This window comes from Shimazuella sp. NTD250 (genome assembly GCF_059510375.1).
Genome location: NZ_JCAJZS010000003.1, coordinates 417,529 through 434,690, shown reverse-complemented (window position 1 = coordinate 434,690; position 17,162 = coordinate 417,529). Strand labels below are relative to the sequence as shown.

Genomic DNA, 17,162 nt, shown 5'->3' with positions numbered 1-17,162 from the left:
ATCTCCATATTCCTTTAATAGACCTTCCAAAGTGTTGTTTACCTCAGCTATGCACTGATATCCCATTGCTATTCTTTTTTGTTTATCTGTTAAATCTACTAAATAAGTTCGCAGTTTTGATAAAAGAGATAGTTTTGTTTCTACTTCTGGTAGATAAAGTTGCAAATCTGCTAGAAAACCTTCGCTGATTGTTAAAAACTGTTCTACTTTTTGTTTCCTTTTACATGTATCTTCCCAAATCCGTTCCCACTTCATTAATTTTTCTAACTGATTACGCTTTATTTCTACAGCGCTTACAAGATTCATCCCTTCGTCTATCTGCTCCGTTTGTAGCAATACATCCTTTAATTTTTCTTGTTCCAGTTGAATCTTGTTGTACTCATTTTGAAACTTTTTGTACTTATTCACGATTTGCATTTTCGTGTCTATCTCTTGTTGGATTTGTTCTATTTGGGTAATGGATGCAGTTTTGTCGTAAATAGACTTTTGTACTGTTTTTTCTTCAACATGAAGATGATAACGGATTAAAAGTTGTCGATATTGGCGAAGGTATAACAATTTATTTTCTAATGAAATGGAAATGTGTTCGGCTTCACCTATACTAGGAAACTTCTCTAATATAACTTGTTGTACTTGTTTTTCTTGAGTTACAAGTTTATATTGGTACGCCAATTGCTTTAATTGGATAAGAAGAGATTGTTTTTCTTTGATATCAGATGCCCTTTTTTCTGCTTGTAGCAGAGCTGACTCTAAAATATCTAGATTTTCAAAGGGTTGAAGTTTTTGCTCCACATTTTTTCTCTGTTCAAGGAGATGTTTATTTTTTGAAGCAAGCTGTATTCGATCACTATTTAACTTCTTCAATGCCCTATCTATCAAATGGGCGCCACTAACTAGACCAATTGTTTTAGCTTTTACTCCACTGGACTCAGATAGGAGAAAAGGACCATCAAGCTGATTACCCACTTGTAAAAAAATATCTTTTTGATCCAACTCCAAAGGTCTAAACTGATGAGCATTGGATATCTCCAACGGCACATCTGAACCAAAACCTTCAAATATCTGCGGTTCCTCTCCTATTTTTTCCAATTGATAACGATTAATGGAGTTGTGATTACGAATTCGTCTAATAATGGTTCCATCATCTAAATAGAGTGCTACTTCACAGAGATTAGCACCCATACGAATATATTCAGTTCCTCTAGGGGAATTGAATAAGACCCAGCGAAGCGCACGTAAAATAGCACTTTTTCCACTATCTGACGGACCTACAAACACATTTAAGCCCGGATGAAAATCTAAATCTGTATGTACATGGGATTGGAAGTTTTTTATGATTAATTTTTTAAAATGTATCATTATTCTTTTCCCCTGCCATCTCTTGAGCTTCTCCAATTCTTTTCAATGCTTCCGCTTTAACAGAGTGATCCAGCAGGTCAATCTTAGCGATCTCTTCAATGATTTCCTCTACTTGAATCCCTTGATAGATACCAGCTGCACTCACCTCTTGAGCAAATTGGGCCCATTTCTCTTGTCGATATATAGACTCTTCTTGAATAGATCGGTCAAAAACATCTTCTCCACGAGCAGCAGATGTTAATTTTTGAAAATGGATTTGAATTTCTTTCCCCAATTCGATTAGAACAACTTGTGGCATACGTCTGATTTCTGCTTGTTGATTCGAAAGTCTAGCAACTGAACCTGGATTGATAATATATTTCTTGTTTTTATGCTGGATAGGAAAACCTGCATGATAGTGCCCTGTCAATAATATATCTGCATCGCTTTCCATCTCCAATAAAGCGGATACCATCGTATGAGGTACTCCTTCCGGCAATGCTTTGTCCACAAGCATACCATGAACCATATGTATACAATAATCTGCTCCTGCATGATTGGTAACGGCGTAGTCCTCTGCTATCGTCCGTTTGTCCAGATCGTAATGAAAGGCTTGTCCAGTTAATTGAACCTGATAGGTGCCATCTGATAACACTATATGTTCCTTCGGTTTTACTAATGTCAAAATACCAAAAGCCTCAAGCAAACCAAGCATCGTACGATCTACTGTGGCAGGATTATGACCAAAAATATCATGATTACCAGCAACAGCGTATACAGGGACGGAGAATTTACGAAAAAGTTGGGCAAACTCTCGAACCACTGCAGGGGATAAGTTTGGACGGTCAAAAACATCTCCACCATGTAACACATAGTCCACTTTCTTTTTTTCTGCTATCTGTATAATTTCGTTTAATTTTCGCTTCATCGACTCAAAAAAATCATCTGTACGACCACGAGGAGAAGTACCTCGAATATGCGTATCTGTGAAATAAAGCAAACGCATTATGACCCCTCCAGATCTCGTTTGTTTCTGATATGCTGCAACGCTTGACGAACCAAGTCAGAGGGAAAGCCTCTTCGTAAAAGATAAGAGCCCAATCGACGCTCAATTGTTTGCCAATCTTCTTGATAAAGACGAGAATAGCGCCGTTCGGCGACCTCTGTCACCAATTGGCGCTCCTCTATGATGTCCTCTTCCTGAATAGCCTCATCAATATTAGTTGAGGAAACTCCCTTGCTTTTTAATTCTTGCTTAAGACGATTAATTCCTAGTTTTTTTCCCATCTGTCTTTCTTTTATCCAATTTACTGCATATTGACGATCATCCAAAAAACCTTGCTGTTTCATCGATTCAAGAACAGACTTGATAAGTCTCTCATCAAATCCTTTTTGTAATAAATGTTTTTCTGCTTCTTTCACAGTTCTTGGACGATAACTGATATAACGAAAAAAGGCTTGGGTTACATAATGACGCTCCTGAGTCTCGCTGATTTCTGTTAAATCGGAAGGTTCTATTTCCATCCCTTTATGTAAGCCATACTTTACCAAAACATCCTCATGGACAGAGAGCACAGGCTCTCCATCCACTTGGATTTCGTAACGCTTATGTCGTTGTCCTACAATAGCTGAAATTATCACTTGAGATCAAACAGAGGTGTTTCTTCCTCCGCTTTCTCCTTTGCTTTACGACCTCTTTTTGGTTTTTCCGTTTCTTCAACTTCTATCGTAACGGCAGCTTCTTCTACATGAATAACTGGAAGTTCATGATGTGAACGGATTTGGTTTTCGATTTTTATAAAAGTCTCTGCATTTTCTTTGAGGAATTGTTTTGCATTTTCACGACCCTGTCCCATACGATCACCATTATAGGAATACCATGCACCACTTTTATTCACAATCTCCAGTTCAGTAGCAATATCTAAAGCACTACCCTCTTTGGAAATACCTTCACCAAACATAATATCTACTTCAGCCACCTTAAATGGAGGAGCAACCTTGTTTTTAACTACTTTGATCTTGGTACGATTCCCAACCACATCTGTACCTTGTTTGATAGCTTCTGCACGACGTACTTCCAAACGTACACTGGAGTAGAACTTCAAAGCACGTCCTCCTGGAGTTGTTTCTGGGTTACCAAACATAACACCAACTTTTTCACGGATCTGATTGATAAAGATCGCGATAGTTTTAGATTTGTTGATCGCACCAGATAACTTTCTCAATGCTTGTGACATCAATCGGGCCTGAAGACCTACATGAGAATCTCCCATTTCTCCTTCTATCTCTGCTTTTGGAACCAACGCTGCTACAGAGTCAATCACAATAATATCAATTGCTCCGCTGCGCACCAAAGCCTCAGAAATTTCCAATGCTTGTTCTCCTGTATCTGGTTGAGACAAGAGTAGCTCAGAAATATCCACACCTAATTTTTGTGCATAAACGGGATCAAGGGCATGTTCTGCATCAATAAAAGCAGCTTGACCGCCATTTCTTTGAATTTCTGCTATCGCATGTAATGCGACAGTTGTTTTACCTGACGATTCCGGTCCATATACTTCAATAACTCGTCCACGAGGATATCCTCCTACTCCAAGAGCAATATCCAAAGCAAGAGCACCACTGGAAATAGTCTCTACTTGATGGGAAGCATCTTCTCCCATCTTCATGATAGAACCTTTACCAAATTGCTTTTCGATTTGTCTCAGTGCCATTTCCAAGGCTTGTTTTCGATCTGACATATGTAGAAACTCTCCCTCTTTCATAAAGTTAGAATGATTGCATTATTCTTACTTATTTTCTGTTTGCGTACACGTTCTTATGGGTAGTAAGAAGTTTTTCATCACTTTCATCTTCTCTATCATAACGTGTTTCTCAAAGGATAACAAGCCTTTTTCCGAACATTTATTCTGTAAAAAATGTGCGTTAGAACTTGCACAAATGTGGTAATCTAAGTTTATAGGAGGGTAGTAACATGGACAAAGATCAATTGAAAAACCAAATATTGGAGCAGCTAGAAGAAGTAAACGATCCTGAACTAGGCATCGACATCGTCAACTTAGGATTAGTTTATGATATTGAGATAAGTGAATCCAATAATGTCAAGATAACCATGACTTTAACTGCGATGGGTTGTCCCCTAGCTGGAATGATAAATGGTCTTGTAGAAGACGCTGTTCGAAAAGTCGAAGGTGTAGAAGAAATTGAAGTTGATATCGTTTGGGATCCACCATGGAGCAAAGACCGAATGTCTCGCTATGCAAAAATAGCACTAGGAATACCAGATTAAAAAAATGCACCTAGCATTCTTCAGCTAGGTGCATTTTACTTTTATTCAACCTCTTGCATTCACTTCTGGTCTACGACTCCTACCTGAATCAGAACGTGATTCACGGGTTGTAGGTCTTGGCGAATTGGTCCTTGGTCTTGCAGGTTCCATGTTGACACGCATTCCATTGATACGGGATTGTTGAAGAGCCTCGTAAACAAACGGAGCAATCTCTTCTTGAACTTCTACAAATGAGAACCGATCATAAATATTGATTCGTCCCACTTGACGCAAACCAATACCAGCATGATCCGCAATTGCTTTAGCGAGCTCTTGTGGACGAAGATTGCTATTACGTCCAACATTAATAAAGAATCGTACCATTCCAGGAGAGGCGCCTGTCTCCCCAAAATTATAAGCAGCATCGCTAGTTTTATTAAATCGTTCAAAGAAAGTAAGGTATAAAGATGCTGCTGCCACTTTTTCTGCTGAAAACTTGCCAGCAAGCTGTTCAATCATATCTTCAAATAAAGATAGATCAGCTTCAGATCGAATAACATCTTCAATTTGCGAAATCCAACTTTGTTGTTGTTTCGCTGCTACTTCTTCTAAAGTGGGGAGTTCACGGGATACAAGTTTTGCTCCTGTTTCTTGCTCAATTAGACGAAGTTGTTTCATTTCACGAGGTGTAATTAAAGTAAGGGCCATCCCTGTGCGGCCTGCACGACCAGTACGTCCAATTCGATGGACATAGCTTTCTACATCTTGAGGGATATCGTAGTTGATCACATGAGTTACACTACCGACATCAATGCCCCGAGCAGCGACATCCGTAGCCACAAGAAGTTCGATCTCACCTTGACGGAACTGCCCCATTACCCGATCACGTTGTTGTTGTTGCAGATCACCGTGTAGCCCACCTGCTAAATAACCTCTTACTTGAAGAGCCTCGGTTAAATCATCGACTCCTTTTTTGGTACGACAAAAAACGATTGCTAATTCAATTTCTTCACTATCTAAGATTCTACAGAGAGCTTCCACCTTCATATTTTCCAAAACTCGGTAATAAACCTGTTGAATCATAGGTACGGTAACTTCACCCCGATTGATAGTGATATATTTAGGTTTTCTCATATATTTGTGAGATAACTGACGAATTGCTGGAGGCATGGTAGCTGAAAACAGCAGTAATTGACGCTGTCCAGGCAAAAATCGCAATACAGTCTCAATATCATCGATAAAGCCCATATCTAGCATTTCATCTGCTTCATCTAGAACAATAACTTCTACTCCATCTGTTTTTAATGTACCTCTACGCAAATGATCTAGTAATCTTCCAGGAGTGCCAATCACCACATGTACACCTTGTTGCAAAGCTTTAATTTGTCTAATGATGGATTGACCACCATAGATAGGTAATGTCTTCACTCTCTTTGGACGTCCCAAACGCCGTAGTTCTTCGGAAACTTGAATAGCCAGCTCCCGAGTAGGCGTTAAAATAATACTTTGGACACGATTATCAGATGGATCAATACGCTCTAAAACTGGAATACCGAATGCGGCTGTTTTTCCTGTACCAGTTTGAGCTTGCCCAATCACATCTTCTCCACGTATAACAGCTGGGATACATTCAGCTTGAATAGGAGAAGGCTCTTCATAGCCTATATCTTGTATCCCTCTCATAATTTCATTACTAAGATCAAAATCCTCAAAACGTTTCATATCGTAGTTTCACCTTTCTTTAGTCGTTCAAGTAGAAAGAACAATGCATGTTTTGCTGCAGATTTTTGAATACGTTCTCTATCTCCTGATAACGATAACTCACAGATAGCGGTAGGCATACCTATTTGGGCTAAACCAATGTATACCAAACCAACTGGTTTACTTTCAGATGAAGCCGGACCTGCTACACCTGTCACGCTTATAGCAAAATCAGTTTGAAATTTTTGCCTTGTTTGTTCTGCTAACAGCTTAGCAGCTTCCATACTTACTGCTCCATATTCTTTTAGCACTTCAGTGGAAATACCAACAATATCGGTTTTGGCTTTATCGGAGTAGGAAACAAATCCACCTTTCACTTCTTCACTAGCACCTGGTACAGTAGTTAACAAATGAACAACGAGACCGCCTGTGCAACTTTCTGCTGTAGCGACACTTTGCTTGCTATTTCTTAAATAATGAATTACTACTTCTTCAAGAGATTCTTCTCGCTCACTATAACAGTGTCTCCCAACTCTGGACAAAATTTCATTACGAGTTGGTTCAATGAATTGTTTTGCTAAATCTTCCGATTCTGCGTGTGAGGTGATTCGCAAAGTAACTCCAATATCCATTGCATATGTGGCAAGAATAGGGTTATCAGAAGCGATAATTAAATCTTTTAACTCTTCTTCTAAAGCAGACTCTCCAATCCCAAAAAAAGACATGGGATGTGAGTAAATGACCTCTTTTGATGGTAGTATACGGTGCAAATAAGGAAGTACTTGTTTTTCAAACATTGGTTTTAATTCACCGGGAGGACCAGGCAGTAATATATAAATAACTCCATCTTTCGTAATGGATAAGCCTGGAGCAGTACCTTTTTCATTGGGGAATACAATTCCTGAGGAAAATACCAATGCCTGTTTGTAATTATTTGCGGGAATAGGAGTTTTACGTTTCGAAAAATAACTTTCTAAACGCTGTCGCCATTGTAGATCTTCTACTAATGTTTCTCCTAACAGGTCTGCCAATGTCTCTTTTGTTAAATCATCTAATGTTGGTCCGAGACCGCCACATAGGAACACCAGTTGTGATCTACTATGAGCTACCTTCATTACCTCTGCTAAGCGATCAGCATGATCTCCAACAGACGTATGATAGGCAACTTCTATACCAATAGGAACGCATGCCTGAGAAATAAACTGCGAATGAGTATTAAGTGTAACACCTAGCATAAGCTCGGATCCGACTGTAATTACTTCGGCTTGCATGGAGCAACTCCTCATCCATTTTTAGTAAGAGATACGATTTTCCTATTTTTATAAAAATAGTCAAGTCCTGACAAAATGGTGATAATGACAGCTAACCATGTAACAATGATGGAAAAGGGGAAAGCAAAGTTAGAAAACGGAAAATTATTCAACATAAGCGATACAATTGCCACAATTTGTACAATGGTTTTTATTTTACCAAGTGTGCTCGCAGCAATAATATGGCCTTCCGCAACCGCAATCAATCGAAGACCTGTGACCGCAAATTCACGGCTTATGATTACAATTGCAATCCACGCCGGGAGCCGCTGCATGTCTACAAGTGAGATAAGCGCAGCGGTTATTAATAGCTTGTCAGCAAGTGGGTCTAAGAACTTGCCCAAATTGGTAATGGTTTTATTTTTTCTTGCTATGTAGCCATCTAATCCGTCTGTAACAGCAGCGATAATAAAAACAAAAGTTGCGATCAGCTCACTAACCCGAAGTGTTACCACGCCAAGTCGCACGATGCCAAAATCAAAGCGAATTAGCAAAAAAATCATCACAACAGGCACAAGAAAAATACGTATTAATGTTATTTTATTGGCCAAGTTCACCAACAACTACCTCCCTGATTTACTTCTCTTGGCTGGGAAGGGAGATGAAGAATAAGCCGTTATCCCAATGCCATGGGCTTTTTGTTGTACGGATATCGCACACATGTTTATTTATGGAACTTTCTCGGTCTTCACCACTATTATCCACTATTTCCAATCAAAATTGAATATCAAAAAAGGAAGAAAGCAATCCTTCCGTAAGTATAAACCACAGCAGAGAGTGATGTCAAAAATGTAACAGGATAGATTTTAATTTGATGCAATTTTAAATTCATAGGTAGTTCCCGTTTTCTGAGAAACCGTATCAATTACAACATCATTCACTTTCATTATTACTTTGCTTGGATCATCAACGTGAATAAAAACCCACTTTTTGCCACTCAAATCAAAAGATTCACTCTTTGACAATTCTTTATCGGCAATGATTTTTCCTTTGATACTATCTTCACGAATACGAAAACTAACACCTTCAAGTGGTTGTATATGAACATGTAAAGAATCTGCTTGCGAAATAAACCATGTCTGCTCGATGGATGAATCAGAGGATGTTTTCTGTAGCGTAAAAATTGGCCTTTCTTTGTTTGATGAGACAGGGGTAGTTTGATTTTGTAATGGCTGTTTCATCGAATTTGTACTTTCTGATTTCTCATTTGGAATAAAGAGCCATGTGACAAGTGCCAAACTTAAACAAGCACCACATGCTAAAAAATAATATCGATAAGTGTACCAAACAGGCTTTTCTTTTGATAATGATCGGGTAGATCTTCTTCCCTTTCTCCTAGGGGTTAATGTTTGTTCTGGACGCTGAAACTGACGATAAGAATCAATAATAGGATCCACTTCAACTTCTAAAAAATCAGCGTAAGTAGTAATATATCTTTCTGCCAAGTATTTTTTTTGAGGCAAATGAGAGAATTTTTCTTCTTCAATTGCTTGCAAATACAACTTAGGTATAGAAAGATGATCTGAAATCTCATCCAGATCGAGAAAAGACGTTTCACGCACTTCCTTAAGTTGACTCAATAGTCTCTCCCCTATCAATATATAAAAAAGAACAGCCCAAAAGAGGGCCATTGCTCTTATTTTTTTACAATGTGTATGATTTTTGATGAAGTAACGCGAATACCGTTGATTGTTACTTTCACATTATCTGGAGAACCTAAAACGATATAAAGATCAGGTATATCTTTGAATGTATGGTTATATTCAAAAGTAGCATCTTTACTTGTTAAGGTGACATCTTTTAAATATTTATTAGGATCAGTGGTAGGATCTTGCTGAGTCCGCAGTTGTACCCAAGATGTTCCGGATGGATTTAGAACAACTTTTGCAGTATCTGTACCTGTCAGCGTGTAAAGCCCAGCAGATTCCTTTTCCAAGTTTCCTTGAGATGTACTTTCAGTAGTCTCTTTGGTAGATGGACCAGCAGTTTGTTGTTTCTGTTCTGTCTTTGTTTCTTCCGTGGTGGTATTTTTTTCCTGAACAACTTTTTTGTCGTCCTCGCCATTTCCTGAAAATAAATACCAACCAATACCTACAAGAAGTAGAACAGCAACAATACTAGCGATGATAACTCTACTACTAAAGAACCCATTTGAGTTTTGAATTGGACGATTTCGAACAGAACTTCTACGAAGTGTTTGTACTTCTGATGCATCTTGGGAATTGGAAGATGCGGTCTTGAAATCCCCCGTATTTCGAGATGCAAAACGAGACTCTTTGAAACCAAATGACCGTTTATTACCGGTATTTTCCTTTTCCACTGTCGCTTTCTCTTGTAATTCTGTATTGCCATTTGAAAACGTACTATTAACAGTAGGTAAAGTATTAGTATTACGAAAGCGTGAAGATCGAGAAAGCACTTTGCTTTCTTGGATAGAATTTGTCTTTTGTTCTGTATTAGGCGGTTTTGTATGTTCCTTTACAACCTGTTCTGGTTGAGTTGGTCTTTTATTTGCTTGTGTACGAGATAGAGTAGAAGATTCAGGTGTTTTATTCAATCTTGATGGTACAAATTGTGCAGTACTACTCTCCGTAGACTGAGGTGATGTGACTTGTTTTTTCAAGCGAGAAGATTGTTGTTTTTGAATCAAAGTCGTCTGCTCTACAGCAGTACTTCCTTCTTTATTAGCCGGCTTTACAATAGAATTTTCATTCGTAGCAAAACGTTTTTCTTTTACTGTAGGGGTTCCACCACGAGTTGTAAGTGCTTGTGATGGCAATAACGATGGGAACTTTTGTTCTTTTTTAGACTTATCACTCGAGAGAACCTGAGGTTTTGCTGTCTTCTCTAATTCTTCTCGCCTCTGCATCATAGGGAGCTTAGCCGTGTTCGATATCGGATTAGCAATGGTAAGAGCTGTTTTTGCACTTGTTCGATTAATAGCAGCCGAAGGTTTCGTATTTGGTGATACTTTCGGCATTGCACCAGTTAAACCAAACTTATGCATACCAGTTTGACCCAATTTGTTTAACTGCTCTGTCAATTGAGAAGCGTCAAATTGACCTGTTTGGTATCGTTCTGCCTGCTCCTTTTTCCGATATTCACGCAAAATGTAATGAGGTTCCACTTTTACACAATTTGCGTAAGATCGAAGATAGGTTCTTACATAAAATGGACTTGGTAATTTATCGAAATCTCCCTTTTCAATTGCTTCCAAAAACGATTTTTGTATTCTCGTCTTTTCTTGTACTTCGTCGAGGGACAGTCCTACCGACTCTCGGGCTTGTCGAAGAAAATTACCAATTTCGACAGACACCCCAGCCACCTCCTGATAGGTTGTACATCAATCATCAACAATCGTACAACCGACATAAAATTGTCATAAATTTTATCCAAGCATACCATTGGATTCTGAAGCTGTCAAAGGCTTAACCTTGTCAGATATTTCTGCAACCTCTGTGCTTGTTGAGCGGAGATAAACAACAATACCTGCCGCAACCAATAATAACAGAAAACCAGTGATGAGTAACCCATTATAAAACTTGGCAAATCCTGAAACCTTCTTCTTTTTGGCTTTCTTTTTAGACTTATTCGTCTTTGATTGGCTTTTCACAGCACGTGACATAGTTACCATCTTTTCCGAAGAACGCCCAAATTCCTGCTTTTTACTACGAGAAAGGACTGGGATTTCATCGGAACGCTGTAGCACTTGTTCTTTTTGAATCCTTGCAGTACGTGACAAACGCTCTGTTGCCACCTGTTTACTTTCTTGATAAATCTTAATAACCTTACGAGGGTCCAGATTCACATAGATGGAATATGTACGAAGATAGGATCGAATATATACTGGGCCAGGTAGAGCTTCAAAATCTCCACGTTCAATCGCATCTAAATATTTTATTTCTATCCTAGTCGCTTCTGACAATTCTTCCATGGAAATACCTGACTGTTCACGTGTTGACCGCAAATGGTATCCCAATTCTTTCAACTTTTGATCCTCCCTCTATTGGAAAAGCATGTAAACCATACCCAAAATGAGGATAATAGCTACAATCAACCAGAGAGAAGAAATTTTCTTTTTTTTAGCTGGTGACCGCTTAGGTAATTCAACTGCTTCTATCTTTGGCTTTATTGGCGTGGAAGATTGTTCTACCATTTGCGATGATTCGTACAACTGCAAAAGAGAACTCACATTAAGATTTAAATACTTCCCATAAGTTTTCAGAAAGGCGCGTGCATAAAAAGGACTAGGAAGTAAATCATACTCTTCCTTTTCCAAAGCTTGTAAGTATTTCCCCTCAATATTCGTGAGTTCTGCCATTTCTTCAAGCGTATAACTCTTTTTCTCACGCGCTTGTTTCAAGTACTTCCCCACGCCAGCCAAGTGCATTATCCCCCTTAAAAATCTTGATCCAAGTCTTCAAGTGTGATGGTTTCAGATGAATCTTGCTTTAATTCAATAATGTAATCAAAATCATCTAAAGAGTATTCGGTTTGTTGGACAAATACATCAGGATGTTCAATTACTTTGGTTGCATTTAAACTCATTATTTCTCTAAGTAACATTCGGTGCTCTTCATCGCCTCTTCTAGTCGACATGACACCATCGATGATGAAAACCCTTTCTTCTGAGAATTCATCTCTCGTCAGCTGGCTGCGCATTGTTTGTTTTAACAAAGTGGAAGACAAAAAAATCCATCTCTTGTTCGCACAAACACTAGAAGCAACAATTGATTCTGTTTTCCCGATTCGAGGCATGCCTCGAATGCCAATTAGTTGGTGACCTTTACGTTGAAATAGCTCTGCCATAAAATCAACCAATATACCCAATTCTTCTCTTGTGAAAAAATAGGTACGCATATCTTCAGATGACCGTTCTAAATATCTTCCATGTCGAATCGCAATACGATCAACTAATTTAGGAGGTCGAAGTGCTGTTAGCGTAATGTCTTCCACTTGCAACAATATATGACGAAGCGATTCAATCTTATCGTGGTTACTCGTTTGTAAAAGCAAACCACGTCGCCGATTTTCAACACCATTGATCGTGATAATATTGATAGCAAGCATCCCTAATATAGAGGCAACATCACCTAATAAACCTGGTCTGTTTTTATGTATTTGGTACTCCATGTACCATTCTTGACTTGCCATGATACCACCTCTCAAAGGAATGACAGGCTTCATGAGCTATACGAATTAGTATAGCACATGTTCTTTTCTCTCGAAAGAGAATCGACCTATAAAACTCTAGTATGGGTGAATAAAAACAAATGCAAAGCTATAAAAACCCCGTGGTTTCGCAAGTCTAACCATTTATGATAAAATTGTGTAGTCTAATGGTTAAATAAAAACGTCTGGAACTCTTCATCAGAGAACCAGACGTTTTCCTTATTTGCGGTCGACTAATTTCACCATAAGGTCAGCCATAACACGCTGCTGATTTTCATCCGCAACATCCCACAATTCCTTCAACAAACGCTCTTGTTCGTTTTTAGGATCTACGTCTTTTGCAAGATAGTCTCCGATTTCATAAGCAAGATCATGTATGGTCGCTTTGTCCATTCCAAGACTAGATGCTTGGTCCACACGATCTTGTAAAAATTTTTTCCATTCATCAAAGTTGTGTAGTACAGACATGATTGGTTTCCCTCCTAAAGTAAGTAACATTCTAAAGATAATATCACCACTTCTAAGAGGAATTATGCGTACGTCCTATAGGAAAGTCTGTTTCTTGCCAAGTGCAACAATCAACATAGACTTCAAAAATTCTTCTACTCTCACTAGTCCTAGGGTCCTTAATATTTTCTAATCTTGAGACTTTCTTTTATCTAGTACATACCACCATTTTGGTGTATCACTTGTCCAGTTATATAGGATGTTTCTTGTTGACACAAAAATACAACTGTTGCAGCAATTTCAAATGGATTTCCTAATCTACCCATTGGAATTTCTTCTGCTAAATCTTGTATTTCTTCTTTTGTAAGTTGTTGTCTTAAAAGTTTCGTATCTACTGCTCCAGGTGCAACTGCATTTACTGTGATTCCTGATAAAGCAACTTCTTTTGCAAGAGCTTTCGTCATTCCATGAAGAGCGGATTTTGCTGTTGAGTATAAAACTTCTGTTGCTCCACCAACTGATCCCCATATCGAAGAGACGAATATAATTCTTCCCCATCTTTCCTGCAATTGATGCGGCAATGTAGTTCGTGCAAGAAGAAAAGCTCCTTTTACATGCACATCCATCAAACGATGATATTGTTCTGTACTCGAATCTTGGAAGAGACTTACTTCTGTGTGTCCCGCTGCATGTACTAATATTGTTGGTTTTCCCAATGAATAGTAAATGGATTTATATACTTTTTTCACATCTACTTCTTTTGTAACATCAAGCTTAAAAGCATGAGCATCCACACCATTATCACGACATTGTTGAACCACTTCAATTGCTTTTGTTTGATTTCGATTATAACAAACAGCTACATCTACCCCTGCCCCAGCTAATTGAGTAGCAATAGCAGCTCCAATTCCTCCACTAGCACCTGTTACCCATGCAATTTTTTTATCTGCTGACATCTATTTTGGCAATACCAAAGAGACCGCAAATTGTTCAGGTTGAAAATGACTTCTCAATCTTTCATTTACATCATCCAAAGTCAATTTTTCTAATGTAGGAATAATATCAAATAAATCAGCATCCTGAAAGCGATAGCTCGTAAACTGATTGGCAATCCACTCTAAGGAATTTAAAGAACGAAGACTTGCACCAATCCGTTTCTTTTGAATCCGATTGAATTCTTCTTGTGTTACACCAACGGAAAGGCGACGAGGAACCTCCTCTTGAATACGTTTAATTAACTCTTCAGGATGATGCGTATCTCCACCAAACATCGTAAAACCATATCCTTGCTCTAGTGAGTAATCAAAACCAAAAGTATCATCAATAATGCCATCATCATATAGAGATTGATAAAAATCGGAAGAAGTACTAAACATCGCATCTAAACAAATTTGAGTTGCCAGCTCTTGCTTTAAACGTTCTTCACCAATGCGATTTACTTCTGTATTTTTTTCCTTATAACCCATTAAACATTTTGGAGTTTGTACACTCAAATTCATGATTTTTTTTGCATCGGAAACTTCATTGGATTCTTCTGGATAAAATCTATCAATTTTCGACGGTGGATCGAATTTTTTTGCCGACTGATTCTCACGAATCAATTGCATCGTTTTTTCAGCTTCAATACCTCCCACTACAAACAACAACATATTACTTGGATGATAAAAAGTATGGTAACAATCATATAGTGTTTCTTTTGTAATTTTACTGATTGACTCAACCGTTCCCGCTATATCAATTTTAACTGGGTGATTTTGATAAAACGCTTCGATCAACCCAAAATAAGATCGCCAGTCTGGATTGTCATCATACATCTTGATCTCTTGGCCAATGATTCCTTTTTCTTTTTCTACATTTTGATCTGTAAAATAAGGTTCCTGAACAAAATCTAGGAGCGTTAACAAGTTTTCTACCGTGTGGTCTGTACAGGAAAACAAGTAAGCAGTACGAGTAAAACTCGTAAAAGCATTTGCTGCAGCACCTTGTCTTGCAAACTGTTGGAACACATCTTCTCCTGATTCTTGTTCAAACATCTTATGCTCAAGAAAATGAGCAATCCCATCTGGCACTTGATGTTTCTCTTGTCCTTCTCTTTGAAAGGTATTGTCAATAGACCCATATTTGGTAGTAAAGGTTGCATATGTCTTTTGGAAACCGGGTTTAGGCAATAAATACACCTGTAGACCATTTGATAATTGCTCATAATACAATGTTTCTTTCAATTGAGGATGATCTAACTTTTTCACTGTTTTTCCCCCTCTTCTCCACGCAAAGAATATATCGTGTCCAATTCAACCTTTTCTGCTACTTTTTTGATATCTTCTTTGGTCACGGCATTAATTTTTTGCAACAGTTCTTCTAATGTACGAGATTTCCCACTTAAGACAGATTGAAAATGAAAACCGATTAATTCAAAGGATCTATCTTGTCCCTCTCGCAGTTGATTGGAAAGTGTTGCTTTGGTTTGTTCTAATTCCCTATCTGTAATTTCGCCATTTTTCATAGCGGTTAATTGTTCTTTTATGATTTCAATCGCACGTTCTAAATTCTTTTCTTCAATACCGCTTTGAATGAACAAAAGCCCTTTATGGCTTTCAATAGATGAAGAACAATAGTAAGCTAAACTTTCTTTTTCTCGGACGTTCATAAATAATTTGGAGTGAGCAAAACCACCAAGGATACCATTGTACATGAGTAGAACAGGGTAATCTTCATCTCGAATCGATATCTGCGTACGACATCCCATATTTAGTTTACCTTGATTGACATCTAATCGATCAACTGCCATTTTTACCTTGTCGACATGATGAGAAACGGTTGCGAATGGAACTTCTGCTCTTGTCGCCTTTTGCATCTTATCATCGAAGTATTTCGCAAATAATGTTTTTACTTCTTCACTATCCACATCTCCTACGCAATAAAGATCGATAGGGGAGCGATCAAGTATTTCATGGTAATGATCGTAAAGTGATTTGGCATCAATTGCCGCAATATCTTCAGCATTTCCATATGTATAGAGAGAATAAGGTTCCCCTTCGCACATCGTTTGTACACATCGTTCAGCAGCATAACGAATTTTATCGTCTTGTAAACTATCTATTCTTTGTTTTAAATTTTTCTTCTCTGCTTCCACAAAAGCAGGATGAAATTGATTATTTTCTGCAAAAGGATCTAGTATAATCTCACAAAATAAGCGGATTCCTTCTTCCAATAAAGATGGCGCATCTTGTAAATAGGCCTCATTGGCTAAATCCATTCCGAACTGAATTACTTGTCGTTCTCCTCGTTTAAATACATCTCCAAATGAACCGGCACCATATAATTCGTTGAGTTTTTGTCGCAAGGCAACAGTAGTAGGATAAGAACGAGTTCCTCTACTTAAAACATTCGGCAATAGGGCATTTTTTGTTACCGAATCGGATTGCAGTGCATTGGTAATAAATGCGGACAATGTAGTCGTCTTGAATTTATCACTCGGACAAATATGAAGTCGAATATTTCCTAATGATACAGTTTGAAAAGTTGCAAAAGTCATGCATACACCTCTTTCATATGTTTCACCTGATTTACATCCCTTAAAAACCTTAGTAACGATCATCCACTAAGTTTCTATCGATTATAAAGAAGTGGGCACCTTTATTTTACCGCTTATAATCTGTTGTTTGTAGTCCTCTAATTTCTTAATGACACGCTGATCGACAATTTTTTGGTCAACTTACGGTTAGCAAATTCTATTCTCTTTAAAAGTAATAGCTACGACATTTTTCGGTATTTTTCCTCCTAAATTGCTATCCATCAACCAAATTTTTGATCTGAGATTTGATTCGCTATATCTGTAAGTGCTTTATCCAGCTTAAATCCTATCTTCCAAGTATAACTTTGGTGATCCACCTCTTATTACTCTCCCTCCTGCACAAAAACATATA

General features: G+C 38.1%; 16 protein-coding genes and 1 pseudogene. 1 reads left to right on the top strand and 16 read right to left on the bottom strand.

Annotated elements, in window-relative coordinates; genetic code table 11:
• Positions 1-342: 342 nt before the first annotated feature.
• The 4 genes and pseudogenes from AC5WOF_RS10340 to recA all read right to left on the bottom strand — a co-directional run.
• Positions 343-1,359: pseudogene (locus AC5WOF_RS10340) on the bottom strand (AAA family ATPase); the annotation flags it as partial.
• Positions 1,346-2,344 carry a metallophosphoesterase family protein gene (locus AC5WOF_RS10335; RefSeq protein WP_496049869.1) on the bottom strand — a complete coding sequence of 333 codons (999 nt, stop codon included), beginning with the start codon at positions 2,342-2,344 and terminating at the stop codon, positions 1,346-1,348. The gene AC5WOF_RS10335 and the pseudogene AC5WOF_RS10340, both read right to left, overlap by 14 nt.
• A complete protein-coding gene (locus AC5WOF_RS10330) occupies positions 2,344-2,979 on the bottom strand; it encodes a regulatory protein RecX (protein ID WP_496049868.1) in 636 nt (211 codons plus the stop codon). The genes AC5WOF_RS10335 and AC5WOF_RS10330 overlap by 1 nt, the downstream gene beginning before the upstream one ends.
• Positions 2,976-4,079 (bottom strand): recombinase RecA, encoded by a 1,104-nt coding sequence (recA, locus tag AC5WOF_RS10325; protein WP_496049867.1) that lies wholly within the window; start codon positions 4,077-4,079, stop codon positions 2,976-2,978. Before recA ends, AC5WOF_RS10330 begins: the two co-directional genes overlap by 4 nt.
• 233 nt (positions 4,080-4,312) lie before the next feature.
• On the opposite strand from recA, the gene AC5WOF_RS10320 reads away from it, so the two are divergent.
• Positions 4,313-4,627 carry a metal-sulfur cluster assembly factor gene (locus AC5WOF_RS10320; protein ID WP_496049866.1) on the top strand — a complete coding sequence of 105 codons (315 nt, stop codon included), beginning with the start codon at positions 4,313-4,315 and terminating at the stop codon, positions 4,625-4,627.
• Positions 4,628-4,672: 45 nt separating this feature from the next.
• On the opposite strand, the gene AC5WOF_RS10315 is transcribed toward AC5WOF_RS10320, so the two are convergent.
• The 12 genes from AC5WOF_RS10315 to yfmF all read right to left on the bottom strand — a co-directional run bounded on the left by AC5WOF_RS10315 (position 4,673) and on the right by yfmF (position 16,771).
• The gene (locus AC5WOF_RS10315; RefSeq protein WP_496049865.1) at positions 4,673-6,328 is read right to left on the bottom strand and encodes a DEAD/DEAH box helicase; all 1,656 of its coding nucleotides are present in this window, start codon (positions 6,326-6,328) and stop codon (positions 4,673-4,675) included.
• Positions 6,325-7,578 (bottom strand): competence/damage-inducible protein A, encoded by a 1,254-nt coding sequence (locus AC5WOF_RS10310; protein ID WP_496049864.1) that lies wholly within the window; start codon positions 7,576-7,578, stop codon positions 6,325-6,327. The genes AC5WOF_RS10315 and AC5WOF_RS10310 overlap by 4 nt, the downstream gene beginning before the upstream one ends.
• Before the next feature lie 11 nt (positions 7,579-7,589).
• Positions 7,590-8,174, bottom strand: coding sequence for a CDP-diacylglycerol--glycerol-3-phosphate 3-phosphatidyltransferase (gene pgsA / locus AC5WOF_RS10305; RefSeq protein ID WP_496049863.1), 585 nt, complete (start codon positions 8,172-8,174; stop codon positions 7,590-7,592).
• A 249-nt stretch (positions 8,175-8,423) separates the two neighbouring features.
• On the bottom strand, positions 8,424-9,197 hold the full coding sequence (locus AC5WOF_RS10300) for a helix-turn-helix domain-containing protein (RefSeq protein ID WP_496049862.1): 774 nt from the start codon (positions 9,195-9,197) through the stop codon (positions 8,424-8,426).
• A gap of 56 nt (positions 9,198-9,253) precedes the next feature.
• The gene (locus tag AC5WOF_RS10295) at positions 9,254-10,933 is read right to left on the bottom strand and encodes a helix-turn-helix domain-containing protein (RefSeq protein ID WP_496049861.1); all 1,680 of its coding nucleotides are present in this window, start codon (positions 10,931-10,933) and stop codon (positions 9,254-9,256) included.
• A 72-nt stretch (positions 10,934-11,005) separates the two neighbouring features.
• Positions 11,006-11,605 (bottom strand): helix-turn-helix domain-containing protein, encoded by a 600-nt coding sequence (locus AC5WOF_RS10290; RefSeq protein WP_496049860.1) that lies wholly within the window; start codon positions 11,603-11,605, stop codon positions 11,006-11,008.
• A 15-nt stretch (positions 11,606-11,620) separates the two neighbouring features.
• Entirely contained in the window at positions 11,621-11,992 is a 372-nt protein-coding gene (locus tag AC5WOF_RS10285) for a helix-turn-helix domain-containing protein (protein ID WP_496049970.1), read from the bottom strand.
• A gap of 23 nt (positions 11,993-12,015) precedes the next feature.
• Positions 12,016-12,771 (bottom strand): DUF3388 domain-containing protein, encoded by a 756-nt coding sequence (locus AC5WOF_RS10280; protein WP_496049859.1) that lies wholly within the window; start codon positions 12,769-12,771, stop codon positions 12,016-12,018.
• A 237-nt stretch (positions 12,772-13,008) separates the two neighbouring features.
• A complete protein-coding gene (locus tag AC5WOF_RS10275) occupies positions 13,009-13,257 on the bottom strand; it encodes a DUF3243 domain-containing protein (RefSeq protein ID WP_496049858.1) in 249 nt (82 codons plus the stop codon).
• Positions 13,258-13,448: 191 nt separating this feature from the next.
• Complete coding sequence (ymfI, locus tag AC5WOF_RS10270; RefSeq protein ID WP_496049857.1) at positions 13,449-14,192, bottom strand: elongation factor P 5-aminopentanone reductase; 744 nt, start codon at positions 14,190-14,192, stop codon at positions 13,449-13,451.
• Positions 14,193-15,482, bottom strand: a complete 1,290-nt coding sequence (gene yfmH / locus AC5WOF_RS10265) for an EF-P 5-aminopentanol modification-associated protein YfmH (protein ID WP_496049856.1) — start codon at positions 15,480-15,482, stop codon at positions 14,193-14,195. It abuts the gene before it with no gap.
• Complete coding sequence (yfmF, locus tag AC5WOF_RS10260) at positions 15,479-16,771, bottom strand: EF-P 5-aminopentanol modification-associated protein YfmF (RefSeq protein WP_496049855.1); 1,293 nt, start codon at positions 16,769-16,771, stop codon at positions 15,479-15,481. The genes yfmH and yfmF overlap by 4 nt, the downstream gene beginning before the upstream one ends.
• Positions 16,772-17,162: the final 391 nt, after the last annotated feature.